14 protein-coding genes are annotated in these 18,161 nt (G+C 66.3%); 10 read left to right on the top strand and 4 right to left on the bottom strand.

Annotated features, from left to right (window positions below; all coding sequences use genetic code 11):
* Positions 1–2: 2 nt before the first annotated feature.
* From SK1NUM_RS02590 to SK1NUM_RS02565, 6 genes are read left to right on the top strand one after another with little or no spacing between them, the layout of a single operon-like run.
* Positions 3–890: a carbohydrate ABC transporter permease gene (locus SK1NUM_RS02590; RefSeq protein WP_212324985.1), complete on the top strand. Its 888-nt coding sequence runs from the start codon at positions 3–5 to the stop codon at positions 888–890.
* Positions 887–1,741 (top strand): carbohydrate ABC transporter permease, encoded by an 855-nt coding sequence (locus tag SK1NUM_RS02585; RefSeq protein ID WP_212324983.1) that lies wholly within the window; start codon positions 887–889, stop codon positions 1,739–1,741. The genes SK1NUM_RS02590 and SK1NUM_RS02585 overlap by 4 nt, the downstream gene beginning before the upstream one ends.
* Positions 1,742–1,749: 8 nt before the next feature.
* Entirely contained in the window at positions 1,750–2,796 is a 1,047-nt protein-coding gene (locus SK1NUM_RS02580) for an NAD-dependent epimerase/dehydratase family protein (RefSeq protein ID WP_212324981.1), read from the top strand.
* Between the two features lies 1 nt (position 2,797).
* On the top strand, positions 2,798–3,871 hold the full coding sequence (locus SK1NUM_RS02575; protein WP_223927755.1) for a dihydrodipicolinate synthase family protein: 1,074 nt from the start codon (positions 2,798–2,800) through the stop codon (positions 3,869–3,871).
* Positions 3,868–4,893, top strand: a complete 1,026-nt coding sequence (locus SK1NUM_RS02570; RefSeq protein WP_223927753.1) for a hydroxyacid dehydrogenase — start codon at positions 3,868–3,870, stop codon at positions 4,891–4,893. The genes SK1NUM_RS02575 and SK1NUM_RS02570 overlap by 4 nt, the downstream gene beginning before the upstream one ends.
* Positions 4,894–4,946: 53 nt before the next feature.
* Positions 4,947–5,642, top strand: coding sequence for a hypothetical protein (locus tag SK1NUM_RS02565; RefSeq protein ID WP_212324972.1), 696 nt, complete (start codon positions 4,947–4,949; stop codon positions 5,640–5,642).
* Positions 5,643–5,906: 264 nt separating this feature from the next.
* Here the strand turns inward: SK1NUM_RS02565 and SK1NUM_RS02560 are convergent, their stop codons facing one another.
* A complete protein-coding gene (locus tag SK1NUM_RS02560) occupies positions 5,907–8,021 on the bottom strand; it encodes a ligand-binding sensor domain-containing protein (RefSeq protein ID WP_212324970.1) in 2,115 nt (704 codons plus the stop codon).
* A 299-nt stretch (positions 8,022–8,320) separates the two neighbouring features.
* Between SK1NUM_RS02560 and pstS the strand changes: the two genes are divergently transcribed.
* From pstS to pstB, 4 genes are read left to right on the top strand one after another with little or no spacing between them, the layout of a single operon-like run.
* Positions 8,321–9,415 carry a phosphate ABC transporter substrate-binding protein PstS gene (gene pstS / locus SK1NUM_RS02555; protein ID WP_212324968.1) on the top strand — a complete coding sequence of 365 codons (1,095 nt, stop codon included), beginning with the start codon at positions 8,321–8,323 and terminating at the stop codon, positions 9,413–9,415.
* A gap of 46 nt (positions 9,416–9,461) precedes the next feature.
* Entirely contained in the window at positions 9,462–10,445 is a 984-nt protein-coding gene (gene pstC, locus SK1NUM_RS02550) for a phosphate ABC transporter permease subunit PstC (RefSeq protein ID WP_223927751.1), read from the top strand.
* Positions 10,445–11,608 carry a phosphate ABC transporter permease PstA gene (gene pstA / locus SK1NUM_RS15290; RefSeq protein ID WP_317988073.1) on the top strand — a complete coding sequence of 388 codons (1,164 nt, stop codon included), beginning with the start codon at positions 10,445–10,447 and terminating at the stop codon, positions 11,606–11,608. Before pstC ends, pstA begins: the two co-directional genes overlap by 1 nt.
* A 36-nt stretch (positions 11,609–11,644) precedes the next feature.
* A complete protein-coding gene (gene pstB, locus SK1NUM_RS02540) occupies positions 11,645–12,421 on the top strand; it encodes a phosphate ABC transporter ATP-binding protein PstB (RefSeq protein WP_212324966.1) in 777 nt (258 codons plus the stop codon).
* 205 nt (positions 12,422–12,626) lie between these two features.
* Here the strand turns inward: pstB and SK1NUM_RS02535 are convergent, their stop codons facing one another.
* From SK1NUM_RS02535 to SK1NUM_RS02525, 3 genes are all read right to left on the bottom strand, one after another.
* Complete coding sequence (locus SK1NUM_RS02535; RefSeq protein WP_212324964.1) at positions 12,627–14,246, bottom strand: alpha/beta hydrolase; 1,620 nt, start codon at positions 14,244–14,246, stop codon at positions 12,627–12,629.
* Positions 14,247–14,376: 130 nt separating this feature from the next.
* Entirely contained in the window at positions 14,377–15,891 is a 1,515-nt protein-coding gene (locus SK1NUM_RS02530; RefSeq protein ID WP_212324962.1) for a serine hydrolase domain-containing protein, read from the bottom strand.
* A gap of 485 nt (positions 15,892–16,376) precedes the next feature.
* Positions 16,377–17,984, bottom strand: a complete 1,608-nt coding sequence (locus SK1NUM_RS02525; protein WP_212324960.1) for an alpha/beta hydrolase — start codon at positions 17,982–17,984, stop codon at positions 16,377–16,379.
* Between the last annotated feature and the right edge of the window lie 177 nt (positions 17,985–18,161).

Genomic DNA, 18,161 nt, shown 5'->3' with positions numbered 1-18,161 from the left:
GCTTGCGACCCGACCTTCCCGCCAAGCACACCCCACTAGCCAGGACAGATGCGCGCATCGGCCTGCTGTTCGTCCTGCCGGCGCTGGCGCTGTTCCTGGTGTTCCGGTTCGGCCCTGCCCTGGCCGGGCTGGCGCTGAGCCTGTTCAAGTCCGGGGTGGGAGGCCCGCTCAGCTGGGCCGGGTTCAGCAACTTCACCCGGCTGGCACGCGATCCCGCCTTCTGGCAGGCGCTGTCGGTGACCCTGGTCTTCGTCGTGTTCTCGGCGCCCATCTCACTATGCCTGTCGACGCTGCTGGCCCTGGGGGTGCGCCGGGGGTTCAGGGGGTCGCGATTCTTCCGCTCGGTCTTCTTCCTGCCGTTCATCACGTCGCTGGCGCTGGTCGGCTCGGTGCTCAAGTGGATCTTCTCCACGGAAGGGCCATGGTCGGACCTGATGGCGCCCTTCGGGCTCGGGGGCTCCTGGCTGGCAAGCACCGTCCTGGTGATGCCCGCCGTCATCGTGGTCGGCGTCTGGTCGCGGTTCGGGTACGGCATGCTGATTCTGGTCGCCGCGTTGCAGGAGGTCCCACTGGACCTGGAGGAGGCGGCGCTGATGGACGGCGCCGGGGCGTGGAGCCGTTTCCGTCACATCCTCCTGCCGACCATCAGGCCGGCCCTGTTCTTCCTGGCCGTCATCGAGGTCACCTTCGCGTTCCAGGTCTTCGACGTGATCTACGTCATGACCAGCGGCGGTCCGGCGAACGCCAGCTACTCGATGGTCTTCCTCCTGTACGACCAGGGCTTCCGGTATTCCGACTACGGCTACGCCGCCGCGGCCGGGGTCGCCCTGTTCGTCATGACCCTGGTGGTCGCACTGATCCAGCGTCTCTTCCTGGGGCGGCGGTCATGAGGAGCCGCGGACGCCGTCCCTACCGGACCCTGCAGCCTGGCGGCCCGGGCATCATGATCCGCTGGGTGGGGCTTTCGCTGGTCGCTGCCGCGTGCCTGTTCCCGTTCTATGCGATGGTGGTGCTCAGCCTGAAGCCAAACACCACCATCGAACTTCCCGGTGCGCTATGGCCCTTCAGCGGCATCTCCCTCGACTCCTACCGGCAGGTGCTTTCCGACCAGGACCTACCCATATGGCTGCTCAACACCCTGGTCTACTCACTGGTCTCGGTGGCGGCGGTGCTGTTCGTCTCCTCCCTGGCCGGTTATGCCTTCGCCAAGAAGCGTTTCCCGGGCCGGGAGACGATCTTCTGGTCCTTCCTGTCGATGCTGATGGTGCCCTTCCACGTCACTCTGATCCCCACGTTCATGCTGATCGCCGGCCTGAAGGGGGTAAACACCTACTGGGGGCTGATCCTGCCGACGCTCGCGAACACCCAGGCCGTCTTCCTGATGCGCCAGTTCATCCGTGGCCTCCCGGACGAGCTGTTCGAGGCTGCTCGCGTCGATGGCGCCAGCGAGTTCATGGTGTTCTGGCGCATCGTGCTGCCCCTGTGCCGGCCCGTCCTGGCCACGCTCGGGATCTTCGTCTTCCTGTGGCACTGGAACGACTTCCTGTGGCCGTTGGTCGTGGGCAGGCGCAGCGAGATGTGGACCCTGACGGTCGGGATTGCCTCGCTGCAGCGGCAGGACGTACCGCTCAGCGTCATGTTCGCAGGCTCGACTGTGGCCCTGCTGCCCATCTTCCTGGCCTATCTGGTGGCGCAGCGCTACGTCCAAGAAGGCTACGTCAACAGCGGATTCAAGGGATGAAAGACGAGATGAGACCCCCCACCACACCACACGGGTTCACAGACGAGGTGACCCTGGAACAGGCGCTGGCCGCCCCGTCCCCAGCCCTGGTCAAGGACCTGCGGTCCCGGTCGGGAGACCTGGTCATCCTGGGTGCGGGCGGCAAGATGGGGCCCTCGCTGGCGGGGCTCGCCCGGGCCGGCCTGGACGCCGCGGGCCGCAGCGGCGACGCGGTATATGCGGTCTCCCGGTTCCCCAGCCAGGAACTGCGCCGGAGCCTGGCCGGCTCGGGGGTGATGGTGCTCCCCCTCGACCTGATCGAGGAGGACGACCTGTCCGCGCTGCCTGACGCCGCCGAGGTGATCCACCTGGTCGGCGCGAAGTTCGGGGCCGGGCACAATCAGGCGTGGGCGTGGGAGGTCAACACCGCGCTGCCAGGCCGGGTGGCGCGCCGCTACCGCGGCTCCCGGGTGGCGACGCTGTCGACGGGCAACGTCTACCCCTTCGTCACCCCGGAGAGCGGCGGTGCCACCGAGACGACGCCTCCCGCTCCCGTCGGGGAATATGCGCAGTCCTGTCTCGGAAGGGAGCGGGTGTTCGAGTTCGCGGCCCGGTCTTGGGGCACCCCGCTCAGCGTGATCCGTCTCAACTACGCCATCGACCTGCGCTACGGGGTGCTCGCCGACATCGCATCCTGCGTCGTCGCCGGGAAGCCGGTCCCGCTCGCCACCGGATACGTCAACGTGGTCTGGCAGGGCTACGCGAACGAGGTGGTGCTCCGCAGCCTCGGACATGCCAGCCCCGAGGTGTTCACGCTCAATGTGACCGGTCCGGAGCTCCTGGAGGTCCGGCAGGTGGCACACCGGTTTGCGGAGCTGTTCGGGTGCGAGGCCCGCTTCACCGGCTCCCCGGAGGCGACAGCGCTGCTCAGCGACGCGACACGCTGCCTGGAGCTCTTCGGCCGCCCCGAGGTGACTGCCAGCCAGCTCATCGAGTGGCAGGCCGCCTGGATCCGCGACGGGCTGCCGGTGCTCGGCAAACCCACGAAGTGGGCGGTACGGGACGGGAAGTTCTGACATGCGGCGTACTCCCGCCAGGCTCTCGATGCCCACGAGCGCGGCGCGCACGCTGGCGCTCGGGACCGTGATCCCTGCCCATCCGCTGGCGCTGACCGAGCGGCTGACCATCGACATCGCCCGCCAGCGGGCGCTGACCCGCTACTACCTCGACGCCGGGGCTGGGGGAATCGCCATCGGCGTCCACGCCACTCAGTTCGAGATCCGCGACGCCGTCCACTCCCTGTTCGAGCCGGTCCTCGCCCTGACCGCCGAGGAGCTCAATACCCATGCCGCGAGTGGCGTGGTGCGCATCGCAGGGGTCGCAGGACCCACCCGGCAGGCCGTCCGCGAAGCCGAGACAGCCTGCCTCCTCGGCTACGACGCGGTCCTGGTCAGCCCCCAGATCGACGACCCGACCCCAGGACGGCTCCTCGACCGGGCCCGCGCCATCGCCCAGGTCATGCCGATCATCGGTTTCTATCTGCAGCCCGCGATCGGCGGCCCGGTGCTCGACCGGCACTTCTGGCGGGAGTTCTGTCAGATCGAGGCCGTAGTGGCCATCAAGGCAGCGCCCTTCGACCGCTACCGCACCCTCGAACTCATGCGGGGCGTCGCGGAGTCCGGCCGCGCCCACCAGATCGCGCTCTACACCGGCAACGACGACGCGATCATCCCGGACCTGCTCAGTGAGTATCACCTTCCCGGGCCCGACGGACCGGTCACGCTGCGTTTCGTCGGCGGGCTGCTGGGCCAGTGGGCGATTGGCACCAGGGCGGCGGTCCGGATGCTGGGGCTCGCTCACCGGGCTGCCGCTGGGGACGATCGCGCCCGCACCGAGCTGAACCGGATCAGCACCGATCTGCTGGACATCAACCAGGCCCTCTTCGACCCGGCCAACAACTTCCAGGGCGTCATCCCCGGCGTCCACGAGCTGCTGCGCCAGCAGGGCCTGCTGGCCGGCACCTGGTGCCTGGACCCAGCCGCCACGCTGTCGCCCCGGCAGGCTGCCGAGATCACCCGTGTACGTCGCACCTACCCACACCTGTGTGACGAGAAGTTCATCGCCGAGAACCTGGAGGGATGGCTGACATGACCACGCCAACACTGATGACCACACCTGCGCTGCTCATCGTCGTGCCCGACGCGCTGCACCTGGAATTCTTCGATGCGGCCTCCCAGCAGCTGCTGCGCACCGCCGCGGCGGCCCTGGGAGAGGCCGCGCCGCTGCACGTCGAGGACCTTTCCGCGGTCGACGACCTCAGCAAGGTGCAGGTCCTCGTCACGAGCTGGGGTTTCCCCCGGCTGGATGCGGAGCTGCTGGACCGGATGCCGTCGCTCGCCCTGGTGGCGCACACCGGAGCCAGCGTCCGGCCGTTCATCACCGACGAGGTGTTCGCCCGGGGCATCCACGTCACCCAGGCCGGGCAGGCCATGGCACCCGCGGTCGCGGAGGTGTCGCTGACCTTCACCCTGGCGCTGCTGCACCGGGTCCACCGCATGGACCATGCGATGCGTAGGGGCGACGACTGTTCCAATACGGACGTATTTGGCCCGCAGCGTGAGCTCAGCGGGTCGGTGGTAACCGTGATCGGCGCCTCCCGGACCGGCCGGGCCTACCTGTCGCTGCTCTCCGCGCTGTGGGCACGCCCGCTGCTGGTGGACCCGACCCTGACCTGCGAGGACGCCGAACGGCTCGGCGCCGAGCTGGTGTCCCTCGACGAGGGCCTCAGCCGGGCACGGATCGTGGCGTTGCATGCCCCGTCGCTGCCCGAGACCCGGCACCTGATCGGCGCCCGGGAGCTGGCGCTGATGCCTGACGGGGCGGGCCTGGTCAACACGGCGCGGTCGTGGCTGGTGGACGAGGCGGCGCTGCTGTCCGAGGTGCGTTCGGGACGCCTGGATGCCGCCATCGACGTGTTCGACGAGGAGCCCCTGCCGCCGGGCAGCGACTTCCGCAGCCTGCCGAACGTGCTGACTACCCCGCACCGCGCCGCGGGCACGTATGAGGGGAGGCTCCGGCAGGGCCGGATCGTCGCTGAAGAGATCCAGGCCTGGCTGCGTGGCTCTCCCCTGGCCCACGCCGTCGAACCCCACCAGCTGCGGTTCATAGCCTGAGAATTCTCAGCTCCTGCACGGCCGGCGTCCCCCTGAGGTGGGATCATGCGTGCATGACCCCAGACCCCGTTCAGCTTCCCCAGCTAAGAACACCAGGCCAGAACGACCTGCTGCCGCCAGCCAGTCACACCACGCTGGTGCTGACGGTGTCGTGGCGGCTGGTCCTCACCCTGATCTCAGGCACCGGCCTGGTCCTGATGTTCGGCCCCCTCCGCTCACTGCCGGAGGTGATCAACCAGGCCCTCTACTTCACGACGATCTCAAACATTCTCGTCTTCCTGGTGGCGCTGGCGGGCGTCCTGCGGCCGCTGCTCCTGCGGGACCGTCCTGTCCGCCAGCGACTGGAGGGGAACCAGGGGTGGCTGCGCGGCCTGACGGCGTGCGCGGCGCTGCTGACGGGTCTGGTCTTCGGATTCATCATGGCGGGCGACCTCAGCGAACCGGTCAGCTTCATCCCCCACCTGGTGCTGCCGGTACTGGCCGTCGCCGACTGGGTGCTGGTGGGCCGCAACCAGTCCCGGCTGGCCTGGTGGGTTCCGCTCACCTGGACGCTGACGCTGGCTCCCTATCTGTTCGTCTACGCCTGGGACGCGCAGCGCAACCATCCCAGGTATGCCTTCCTGGACCCCGCGCTCCCCAGCTGGTGGTCATGGATAGGGATGCTGAGCGCTGGCTTCCTGGTCCTGGCCTACCTGCTGTGGGGGCTCGGGAGACTGCGCGGCCTGAGGGGGCGCGGGCAGGGCGCGTAGTGTCTGGGACCTCCTGGAGACCACGGCCAGGGACAGGGCCTTGGACGTGGGACACGTCGTGGACTTGGGCGCAAGGAAAAGGACAGGAAAGAGCCCCGGAGGCTGTGGCCTCCGGGGCTCTCATACTCGACATGCCGGGCAGGCACCCCTCCTGCCCGGCATGTCTTCTTGTACCCCGGCTAGTCCGTGGTGCCGGGCACGTCACCCAGCGTTGGGACCACGGACGTCGGCAACGAGTCAGGTGCCGGGGTGGTCTGGGTGAACTTACCGGAGGTAGCTGTTCCGGTAGATTGTCGTTCCGCGTGCGTAGTACAGGTAGCCGTCCTTCGACAGCGTCAGAGCGCTGACCGCACCCTTCTCGCTGCTGGCGATGACCTGCCCGGTGAGGTCGCTCGCCTGGATCGCGTACAGCTGACCCTGCAGGACGCCGAACAGCTTGCCGTCGCGCTGCACCAGCCAGCTCCGGTTGATCTCCCCGCCCTCGGCCAGGCGGTTCTTGGTGACCTCGAAGGAACCGGTGTTGACCTTGAACACGTAGCTTCCGGTCGTTCCGTAGAGCTGTCCGTCGTCACCAAAGGTCAGCGCGGTGATGGCGTTCTGCTTCTCGTTCTCGAAGGGGTTGATAACGCGCGTCACCACACCCTTAGCAACGTCGAACTCGACGAGCTGGGCCTCCTGCAGGTTGCCCTGCCCATCCTTGGCGCGGGCGGTGTGTCCGCCGCGGACGGTGGTGCCGATGTAGAGCTTGCCGTCCCGGTAGGCCATCGAAATCGGGGACTGCTCGGCGAGACGATCCGTCGGGACGCCGCTGGCGTACTTCAGTTCGCTGAAGTTGTAGACCTTCTGAATCTTGTTGCTCTTGGCGTCGTAGAGAGACAGGGCTCCGCCGAGTTTTCCATCCGAGGGCACGGTGCCGACGGCGAAGATGTTATCGGTGGTGTGCGTGATCGCATACGGGCGGTCCTGCGCCCCGCCGACCTGCTGGGGATCTCCCGCTTGAGCGGCATCGTCCGCTGTGGAGCGCGCACCAATCTTGGCTCCGGAGTACAACCCGTACACCAGGGTCTCGCCATTGACCGCCAGGCCCTCACCCTGTCCGACGGGGGAGTCCACCAGGTTGTACTTCGTATCGCCAACGTTCGCCCCAGGGGTGGCGCTGAGCATCTTGTTCGTCGCCATGTACCACGACGCGAACAGCTTGCCGTTGTCGGCCGCCACCATCGACTGGATGGCGCGCGCGGACGGCGTGATCTTGCCTTCAAGGAGGTTCGCCTCCCCGGTGCTGGCGTTGTAGGTGGTCATCCGCCCACCGTTCATCTCGATGGAGACGAACGCGTCGTGGGTGGCCCAGGCATTGGGGCTCATCCGGCTGAGCAGACTGCCATAGCTGAACAGCGCGGCCGCCTGGCCGCTATCGGGATCGTACTCCGTAAGCTGAGCGGTCTGACCCTCGGGCTTACTCCAGTAGTAGACCTTCTTGGGCTCATCTGGGCGGGTAACGATATGGCTGGCCACGTTACCAGGCAACGGCTTGGTGGCACCGCTGGCGATGTCGAGGACGAGGGTGCCTGTGTCATTGCCGTATCCGACGTAGAGCTTCCCGGCCTTCACCTCAAGCCGGTACATGAGGGAGGCGTCCTGGAGGGCCTCCTTCGGCAGCGGCATGACCTTCTTCTCCCCGGTCTTCGCGTCGACCTGGTAGACCTTCGGATCTCCGGCTCCGACAGTGGTGTACAGCTTGCCGTTCTCGTAAGCGATGCTGCGGACATGCTGCTGCCCCGCCTCAACAGGGTCGCCACCCTTGAGGACGCCCCAGCCGCCGGACGCACTCCAGGTCAGCACATTGCCGCCCTCCCCACGTTCCGGGGAGACCTGGGTCGCGATATAAGCCGTATCGTTCTCGTCAACCGCGATATCCCATATGAAGTCCGCCCGGCCCGCAACCTGCTCATACCCCGGGACGCCCGCCTTGCTGAGCACCTCGACCGAGTCATCAGCGGGGTTATAACGATAAAGTCCCTTGCCAGCCCCTATGAGGACTGTCTTGTCCTTGAGGGTGGCAAAGCCCCAGGGTTGCGCATCGGCTCCCCCATCGTCGAAGTCTTTGGCGGTGGACTCGCCGGTGTTCAGGTTGACGATGCTGAGCTTGCCGCCAGCGCCGCCGCTGACGACGACGGCAACCGGCGTGCCATCGGCCTTGACCGTGGTGCCGTAGCTGGGCACGCTCGGCGGCGCTGGCGGGGTGGCCGGAAGTGCTTCTTCCTTGGCGTCGTCTGCCGCGGCGGACCCACCGAACGACAGCACAACTGCCAGGCTGAGGGCCAGGGAGGTCGCCATCCGGGCGAGACCTCTAGCCCTGGTTTCTCGTGTAGGTTTCATTCCTCACGCTCCTTCGTGACGTGCAATTATCATAGCCAGGTGTGATAACTTTCCGGCACTGTATCGCGGACTTTCGGCCAAGTTTCACCAGGAAACTGGGATAATTTCATGACGAAGCGGCGACTCGACGGCGAGGCCGGACTGTATAGTCGGATGGCATAGTCGGGTGACCCCGGGCAAACCGGCACAACAGCTCAGCCGCGGCCCGGCCCAGCCGCGAGGAGACGCCCCCCACCGTTCATCTGTTGTTAACCCGGGTGTAGGTGATACGTCACCTTGTGTCCCTAGATTCGGCGACTGTGAGGTTTCACCTGAGGCTGCGCCTGACCGCGGCGCTGGGCTGTAGCGCCCTGCTGGCTGGCTGCTGGAGTGGCAGCGTCGCCGTCCAGCCCGTTCCCGGGACCGCCGGTACCCACCGGCCCGGCTGCCCGGGCGGGGCGCTCAAGGCGGAGGGCGCGAGTTCGCAGCGAACCGCGATGGAGAAGCTGATCCAGGACTACACCGCGGCCTGTCCCGGCGCCACCATCGACTACACCACCTCGGGCTCCGGTGCGGGGGTCAAGGCCTTTCTCGGGGGCGGCACCGCTCTGGCCGGGTCCGACTCCCCTCTCCACCGCATGGAGCGGGACGGGGTGATCGAGACCGACAGGGCCGCCAGACGCTGCCAGGGCAACGCCGCCTGGAGCCTGCCGTTGGTCTTCAGCCCCATAGCCGTCGCCCACAACGTCGACGGGGTCACGGACCTGAACCTCACCGGTGAGCTGATCGCGAGGATCTTCGACGGGGACATCACCCGCTGGGACGACCCGGCCATCGCGGCGGCGAATCCCGGGACGGCCCTGCCCGATGCGAGGATCGCGGTGTTCTACCGCGCCGACGAGTCAGGCACCACCGAGAACTTCACGCGATACCTGAACGCCGCCGCCACCGACATCTGGGCGCACGACTCGGCGAAGAAATGGCCCGCCTCCCGGGGTGAGGGCAAGGAGAAGACCGCCGGGGTCGCCGACGCCATATCGGGCACGCCCAACTCCATCACCTACCTGGAGTGGGGAGCCGCGCTGGAACGCGACCTGAAAGTGGCCCGGGTCAATGGCGTGGAGCTCTCGGGGCAGACCGCCAGCCGGACCGTGGCAGCAGCCGCGGTGGAGGAGGACGACGGTGGCCTGCGCCTCGGCTTCGACTACTCCCCGGACGGCAACGCCTACCCGCTGGTCATGGCCACCTACGAGATTGTCTGCTCCGCGGGCGGCCCCAGTCCCGGGCTGGTCAGGGACTTCCTTGGCATGTTCGCGTCCGAGGAGATGCAGGCCTCTCTGGAGGGGCTTGGGTACGCTCCCCTGCCCGGCGAGTTACGGGAGCGGGTGAACGGAGTCGTCTCCGCAATCCAATGAACCAGCCACGCAAGCACCCCATAGCCCATCGACCGGGGGTAACACGATGACCACACCCGACGTCTCAGAAGCCACCGGCTCCCCGGCTGGAGGCAGCCGCGATCCCCGCCCGGGCAGGAGAACCCATCTCGGCGACCTGCTGTTCGGCGGCTCCGCACGCCTATCCAGCGCCATCATCATCGTGGTGGTGCTGATCATCGGGGTATTCCTGCTCAGCAGCGCCTGGCAGCCGCTGCACGACAACACCGCGAACTTCTTCACCTCGACGACCTTCGACTCCTCCGCCCGCCCCCCGCACTTCGGGGTCGCTGCGCTGCTGTGGACGACAGTGCTGTCGTCGCTGATCGCGCTGGTGATCGCGGTCCCGGTCGCGGTCGGGATCGCGCTGCTGCTGACCCAGTACGTGGGGGGCCTTATCTCCCGGTGGATCGGGTTCGTCGTCGACCTGCTGGCGGCGGTCCCGTCGGTGATCTTCGGCCTGTGGGGCATCAAGGTGCTAGGCCCAGCCCTGCAGCCCGTCGCAGCCTGGCTTCAGGAACACCTGGGCTGGTTCCCGCTGTTCAGCAGCACCGAGGTGGCCTCCCCGGGCACGGTGTTCACGGCGTCGCTGGTGCTGGCCCTGATGGTCCTGCCGATCATCACGGCCGTCACCCGGGACGTATTCGCGCAAACCCCACGGGAGCAGATCGAGGCAGCCCTGGCGCTCGGCGCCACCCGCTGGGAGGTCATCCGGATGACGGTGCTGCCCTACGGACGCTCGGGGGCGACGGCGGCCGCCATGCTGGGACTGGGCCGTGCGCTGGGCGAGACGATCGCGGTGATGCTGATCCTGTCCGCCAGCTCGTTCGACGTCTCAGTGTTCAACGGCGGGGAGACCTTCGCGTCCATCATCGCCCGCAATGCCGCCGAGTTCGACACCACCTACAAGGCCGGCATCTACATCTCCGCGGGCCTGGTCCTGTTCGTCCTGACGTTCGCGGTCAACGCCCTGGCACGCGTCGTCGCCGAGCGCGGGAAGGCGAAGTCCTGATGGCTCCCCTGGCTGGCCGCGGTGCCCTGAACCTACAGCGTCCTTCCGGGATGCGCGCGGTCAAGAACAACCTGGCGACGGCGTTCGTGTGGCTCTGTGTCGCAGCAGCCACCATCCCGCTGCTGTGGATCCTGATCTCGGTGGCCGTCAAAGGCGCCCCGCTGCTGTACAGCGTCGGCGCCGACTATCACGTGATCTGCATGGACAGGTCGGAGCGGGTGCGGGTCGCATCCGAGGTCTGCGGCGGGGACGTGAACACCGCACCCGCTGACGATGCCGTCGAGTGGCGCTACATCCCGGGCGGGCGGTACGCCGCGGTCGGTGAGAGGGTGAACACCTACCGCACCCAGACCTCAGCCCCTGCCTCCCCCGACCCCGGCCGGCCCTACAACATCGTCATGATCACCGACCCGGGCTCGGGGGATGCACGTGCCCCGTCGCTGCAGTGGTGGACGACGCCGCTGGGGTCGGCACAGGCCACCGACACCCGGGGCGGGGCGTTGCAGGCGATCTACGGCACCCTGATGCTGGGGTTGCTGACGGCGGTGATCGCGGTCCCGGTCGGGATGCTGGGCGCAATCTTCCTCGTCGAGTACGGCCGGGGAACGAAGACAGCCCGGGTGGTCTCGTTCATGGTCGACGTCCTCACGGGGGTGCCGTCGATCGTCGCGGCCCTGTTCATCTATGCCCTGCTGATCACCACCCTCGGGCAGCGGCCGTCGGCATTCGCAACGGTGCTGGCGCTGGCGCTGCTGATGCTGCCGATGGTGCTGCGGTCCACGGAGGAGATGCTGAAGCTGGTCCCGGACTCGCTGCGGGAGGCCTCCTACGCACTCGGGGTGCCGAAGTGGAAGACGATCCTGCGGATCGTGGTGCCGACCTCCTATAGCGGCATCCTCACCGGGGTGGTGCTAGGCATCGCCCGCGTGATGGGTGAGACGGCACCGCTGCTGATCCTGATCGGCTACACCCAGAACCTGTTCCTGAACCCATTCGGCACCTCGATGGGCGCCCTGCCCACCATGATCAACTCCGGCATAGCCACCCCGGAGGGGCAGCCGGGTGCGGACCGGGTGTGGGCCGCCGCCCTGACGCTGGTGCTGATCGTGATGGCGCTGAACCTGATCGCCAAGCGCATCGCCAGCCGCAACCGGCTCAAATGAGCGTACGCAGTCGACGTGGAAGGAGATACTGGAGTCATGTCGAAGCGCATCGAGGTGAAGGACCTCAACATCTACTACGGCAAGTTCCACGCCGTCTCCAGCGTGAGCCTGGTGGTCGAGCCACGTAGCGTGACGGCCTTCATCGGCCCATCGGGCTGTGGGAAGTCGACGGTGCTGCGCACCTTGAACCGGATGCACGAGGTCATCCCGGGTGCCCACTGCACCGGCGAGGTGCTGCTGGACGGCACCGACCTGTACGGACCAGACGTCGACCCGGTGGCGGTACGCCGGGTGGTCGGCATGGTGTTCCAGCGGCCCAACCCATTCCCGTCGATGTCGATCTACGAGAACGTCGCCTCGGGGCTGCGCCTGAACGGGGAGAAGAACCGCACGGTCCTCGACGAGGCCGTCGAGAAGGCGCTGCGTGGCGCGAACCTGTGGAACGAGGTCAAGGACCGCCTGGAGAAGGCCGGGGTCGGCCTATCGGGCGGGCAGCAGCAGCGGCTCTGCATCGCCCGCGCGATCGCGGTGCAGCCCGATGTCCTGCTGATGGACGAGCCCTGCTCGGCTCTGGACCCGATCTCCACCCTGGCCGTGGAGGATCTCATCCACGAGCTCAAAGAGCACTACACCGTCGTGATCGTCACCCACAACATGCAGCAGGCCGCCCGGGTCTCCGACGAGACGGCCTTCTTCAACCTGAAGGCGCAGGGCGAACCGGGCCACCTGGTCGAGATCGGCCCGACGGAACGCATCTTCCACAACCCGGAGAAGAAAGCCACCGAGGACTACATCACCGGCCGCTTCGGATGACCACATCTTCCGCGGGGGCGACGGCGAACGCTATGAGGACGGGAGCTTAGAACGTGTTCACCGGACTGCGGAGGTCCGGGGAGGAAGAGGACACAGCCCGGTGGTGACGGCATGTCTATACGGCTGCGGGCCACCATCCGTGGGTAAAAATATGTTGCCCCGCACGGCTATGCGGGGCAACACGACTCTCAGGGATATTGAGGTGTTAGCTGGTGCAGGTCAGGTTGTCCTCAGGCAGCTGGCCGTCGAGGAGGAAGCCGTCAACAGCCTTGGTGATGCAGGAGCTGCCGCGTCCGTAGGCGCAGTGGGCATTGCCCTGCCAGGTCAGCAGCTGCCCGGAGTCGAGCTGTTCGGCCAGAGCCTCAGCCCACTTGTAGGGAGTGGCGGGATCACCGGTGGTGCCCACCACCAGAATCGGAGCCGCACCCTCGGCGTGGACGTTCTGCGGGAGAGGATCGGTCTCGGAGTAGTGACCCCACGCGGTACAGATGACATCGAGGCTGGCAGCGCTAGCAAAGGTGGGAGTGATCTCCTGGGCCTCCTCATACTGAGCCCTCCAGACGTCCACATCGGCCTGTGCGGGACGATCCTGGCACTGAACACCTAGGTAAGCTGCCGTGCTTAAACCATTCGAGATCTGCTTGAAGGCCTCGGCAAAGCCGGAGGCATCACCCTGGCTGATGGCAGGAGCCAGGACCGCGGTCAGCTGTGGCCAGAGCCCGTACTGCAGGAAAGGCAGCTGGATGGCCTGGGCGAGTTGGGCTCCGGTGATCTTCACATCGGGGTCGGAGGTTTTCAGCGGTGATGCATCGGCGGAGGCAATCAGGTCACGAATCTGCTGCACCCCATGCTCCACGTCACCGGTCAGCGGGCAATTGTCGCCAGCTTTTCCTTCCAGACAGGCCTGCACATAGCTGTGCAGGGCATTCTCGAAGGCCTCAGCCCTGTCGAGGTCGAAATCCTGGTGAGAGATGGTGGAATCCACCGCACCGTCAAGCACCAGTCGACCGGCATTCTTCGGGAAGAGCTCGGCATAGGTGTAGCCCAGTTCAGTGCCATAGGAAAAGCCGAGGTAATTCAGGGACTTCTCCCCTGATATCGCTCTCAGCACATCCAAGTCCTTCGCCACCGAGACGGTGTTCACGTGATCCAGCAGGCCGGGCTCGGAGTGGGCCTCGCACTGCTCCCGGGCTTCACGGACTTTCGTAAGGTAGTTCGCAGCCCACGTCTCAAAGGCCTCCCCCGGCTGCGGCTTCTCCTTGCTGGCCTCCATGCCCAGAGTGGCATCTCCGCACTTGATGGCGGTAGACGAGCCCACACCCCGCGGATCGAAACCGACCACGTCGTAGCCGGCCAGCAACTCCTTCGAGAAACTCTGCTCCGCCCCCTCAACTGTTTGGACACCGGACCCGCCCGGCCCGCCCGGATTGATGAACAGTGAACCCCGAGACTCGCCATCCGCCGCCCGCTTCTTCACAGCAATCTGGATCGTTGTGCCGTCCGGGTTGTTGTAATCCATCGGTACCGTCACCATGCCGCAGGAAAATTTGCCCTGCTCCTCGGTCTTCTCCATGCCCCCGGTATCCCCGCACGGATACCACGAGACCTCCTGGCTATAAAAAGACTCCAGCCCCTTCGGCACCGCCGGGCTATTCCCCGGGTCGTCCGGGGCAGAGGTATGAGAGCCGGATCCCTGCGGCACGGCATAGGCAGGCAGAGCCGATATCGCCGGACCCGCCAGCAGCGCACCCCCCACCAGGGCAGCAGCCAGGGACCGTTTCCTCCGCCAACCGGAATGAGCCGAACCCGAATCAGTTTTCCTCATTGTCATTGGTTTCCTTTCTCTTTTTCTCGCCTGGACGATCTCCTAGCCGGATCGCCCAGCTGCTTGGGTGTTGTCACCATCCCGGAACCAGACGCCCGTATCGACCCTGGCCGAACGCGCCACGGACCGCTCATCCCTTGGGCATGACGACGAGCAGGACTAGGACCGCGAAGGCCACGCACGGAACCAGGCGCGCCCACAGCCACCAGCGCAGCTTGCCGGGACCGGGCTGCCAGGGAAGCTCACGCCATCGCAAGGCCATGCGGACTATCGCGTAGGCACCGGGCAGGAGCATCAGGGCGTAGGTCCAGCCCGGAATCGACGACCACGGACCCAGCGCCGCGGCCAGGGCCGCCCACGCCAGCACGTCCACTGCCCGGATCACCGTCGCCAGCCGGGATCCCAGCCGCTCTGCCCGCCACGCGGCCCACAGTGAGACGGCCACCAGCACCGCTGCAAGCACCAGCGGGAAGGGGAAGATGAATTTGTCGACGCCTCCTCTGAGGCTGGCCTGCGAGGGGACGGGTTCCTGGCTGTCGTCGAGGAGCGCCTGGGCCAGGGAGTCAAGCTGGGCCAGCGCGGTGTTGGCCATGACGACCACCGCCCGGCCTGAGGCCGGATCCATGACCACGACGGTGCCGTACCAGGCGAGGCCGCCTTCGTGGAAGATCGCTGAACGGTCATCGTCCAGGCGCCACCTGAACCACAGGTAGCCGATCTGGTATGTGTCATTGATGCTCTGGCGGGGTTGCCAGGCGGTCGTCCCACCTGGAGCGGTGCCGTCCATCACCGCCTGGGCGTAGCGGGCCATGTCGGCGCCCGTGGTCCAGGTCGAATGCCCTGCGGGGAGGTCGTACTGGCCGGGCGTGCCGGGCATCACCGTACGCCCGTTCTCCCACTTGCCTTTGATGGCGCGCTCGGGGACGGTGACGGCGTCGTCGACCGAGGTGAACACGGTGTCGTTCATGCCCAGGGGCTGAAGGAGCCGGGCCGTCGCATAGTCCTGCCAGGAGGCAGCCCCGGCGGCGCGCGCCAGGGCGATTCCGAGCAGGTCAGCGCCCAGGTTGGAGTAGCTGAATGTGCCTCGGGTGCTCAAGGCCAGCGTCCCGGCCTGCCGCAGGAATTCCTGTTCGCCCTGGGGCGCCCGGTCGCCGGACGACGCCAACTCGCTGCCGGAGACCCACGGCCACACCCAATCCGAGCGAGCCTCGCGGGGCAGGCCCGAGGTGTGAGTGGCCAACTCCAGCAGGGTCACGGTCCCGGCCTGGCTACCCTCCAATTCGGGGATGTGTGTGGCCAGGGTGTCGGACTCGGCCACTTCGCCGCGGGCGATGGCCACAGCGAGCAGCTGGCCGTTGAAGGTCTTGGTCACCGACCCCAGGCCGAAGCGGCTGTGCTCGTCGGGCACGACACCATCGGAGGAGCCCAGCCCCGCATGCCTCACCCCCTCGGGCGAGATGACCGAGACGTGCAGCGCCTCTAGCCCCGCGTCGTCGGGCAGTAGGGAACGCACCCGGGCCGCCAGGTCGGCATCACCGGAGGTGTTTCCGTCGATGTGCGGGGTGCGCGGACCGGCCACCACCGCGAGGACCGCTGCCGCAACCGCGACGAGCAGCGCCACTCCTCGTTTCGTAATTTTCGTCATGGAGTCTCCTTCAACCCTGGGATGGGTGCTGCCTAGTCTGAGGAAAGTTGAGACGACAAAGACGCTGCATTCCGATGGCTGATGGAAACGGCGTCCGGTTTGAGGTCCGCATCGGATCAGTGGAACGCTTCAGCCGTGGCCGGCGACTTGCCCGCCAAGGTCTGATGCGCTCAGGCCAGAAGCCCTGGTCGGCATCCGAGGCGTTGATTCCTTTGTCTTCAACTTCTGTGGTTCAGCCAACCACACAAAATAGACGGTGTCAATCAATGGGGGGTTGGGTCCCCCACTTTCCTTGTTTCATCGGCGGGTTTGGCAGCCTGGGCCGGTGTGGTAGTGCGTTTCAGCGGCGCGGAGAGCTGGTCTTTGGATGCCTGGCAGCAGTTTGTTGTGGGATCGAGGGGCTTGGTCTTCTCACGGTAGTTGGCCCCAGCGATTGCGGGTGTGGCCCTGCCGGGGCTCGGCAGGGCCACCCATAGGTTGGGGGGTTAGTTGGTGCACACGAGGTTGTCTTGTGGCAGCTGGCCGTCGAGGAGGAAGCCGTCGACGGCTGTGGTGATGCACTTGTTGCCGCGCGGGTAGGCGACGTGGGCGTTGCCTTCCCAGGTGATCAGCTGTGCGGAGTCGAGCTGCTCAGCCAGAGCCTGGGACCACTTGTAGGGAGTGGCAGCGTCGCCGGTGGTGCCGACCACGAGGATCGGGGCCGCGCCCTTGGCGTGGACGTCCTGCGGGAGAGGGTCGGTCTCGGAGTAGTGACCCCAGGCCGCACAGGTGATATCGAGGCTGGCAGCGCCCGCGAAGGTGGGAGCAACCTCCTGGACCTTCTCATACTGGGCCCTCCAGGTATCCGCCCCGCCCTGCGAGGGACGGTCTTGACAGTAGACAGCCGTGTTCGCTGCCATGCTCCCCTCTGCCGAGGCCTGCTTGACGACCTCAGCGAAACCGGACGCATCGCCCTGGGTGATGGCAGGGGTCAGGACCGCGGTCAACTGGGGCCAAGCGCCCCCTCTCAGGTATATCTGGATGGACTGGGTGAGCTGGGAGCCATTGATGGTCACGTCGGGGTCGGAGGTTTTCAGCGGTGATGCGTCGGCGGAGGCGATGAGGTCACGAATCTGCTGCACCCCCTGCTCCACACCACCAGTCAGCGGACAACTGTCGCCAGCTTTCCCTTCCAGACAGGCCTGCACATAACTGTGCAGGGCGTTCTCATATCCCTCGATGTGGCCCAAAGAGAATTCCGCATGGGACAAGGTGGAATCCACCGCACCGTCAAGCACCAACCGCCCCGCATTCTTGGGGAAGAGCTCGGCATAGGTATAACCCAGCTCAGTGCCATAGGACATACCAAGATAATCCAGAGCCTTCTGTCCCGAAACCGCGCGGAGGACATCGAGGTCTTTTGCCACCGAGACCGTACCCACATGATCCAGCAAGCCCGGTTCGGAGTGCGCCTCGCACTGCTCCCGGAACTCACGGACCTGCGTAAGATAATTCGCAGCCCACGTCTCGAAGAACTCACCAGGCTGCGGCTTATCCGTAGCGGTTAGCTGAGCATCCCCGCAGTCGATAGGGGTGGACGAGCCCACCCCGCGCGGGTCGAAGCCAACCACGTCATACCCGGCCAGCAACTCCTTCGAGAAATTCTTATCCACCGCCTCAACCAACTGGATGCCGGAGCCGCCCGGGCCGCCGGGGTTGATGAACAGCGAACCACGAGATTCGCCATCAGCGGCGCGTTTCTTCATTGCGATCTGGATCGTTGTGCCGTCTGGGTTGTTGTAGTCCATTGGGACGGTCACCATGGCGCAGGAGAATTTGCCCTGCGCCTCGGTCTTCTCCATGCCCCCGGTATCGCCGCATGGATACCACGACACTTCCTGGTTATAGAACGCCTCCAACCCTTTAGGCACCGTCGGATTGCTCCCTGAACCGTCTGGGGTAGGAGTGGAGGTGCTGGTGCCGTCCTTCTGCGGTGTCGCATACGCCGGCAGAACCGATATCGCCGGACCCATCAGCAGCGCACCCCCCACCAGCACCGCAGCCAGGGACCGCCTCCGCTGCCTCCTTGAACGAATGAGATCAGTTCTCCTCATAACCATTGATTTCCTTTCTCGTACAGTCCCCGCTTGCCTGGGACTTCCACCATCCCGGAACCAGACGTCCGTATCGATCCTGCTGGCACCACGCCCCAGGTAGGGAAAACCCTCCCTTAAGGGCTGAAATAGGCACCCCTCAGGTGGCTGTCTGTGTTCCCGCAGGCTTCACGCCAG

It is taken from the genome of Arachnia rubra, assembly GCF_019973735.1.
Classification (GTDB): Bacteria; Actinomycetota; Actinomycetes; order Propionibacteriales; family Propionibacteriaceae; genus Arachnia; species Arachnia rubra.
Note: the sequence above shows the minus strand (reverse complement) of the source record. Positions and strands in the feature narration are given on the sequence as shown.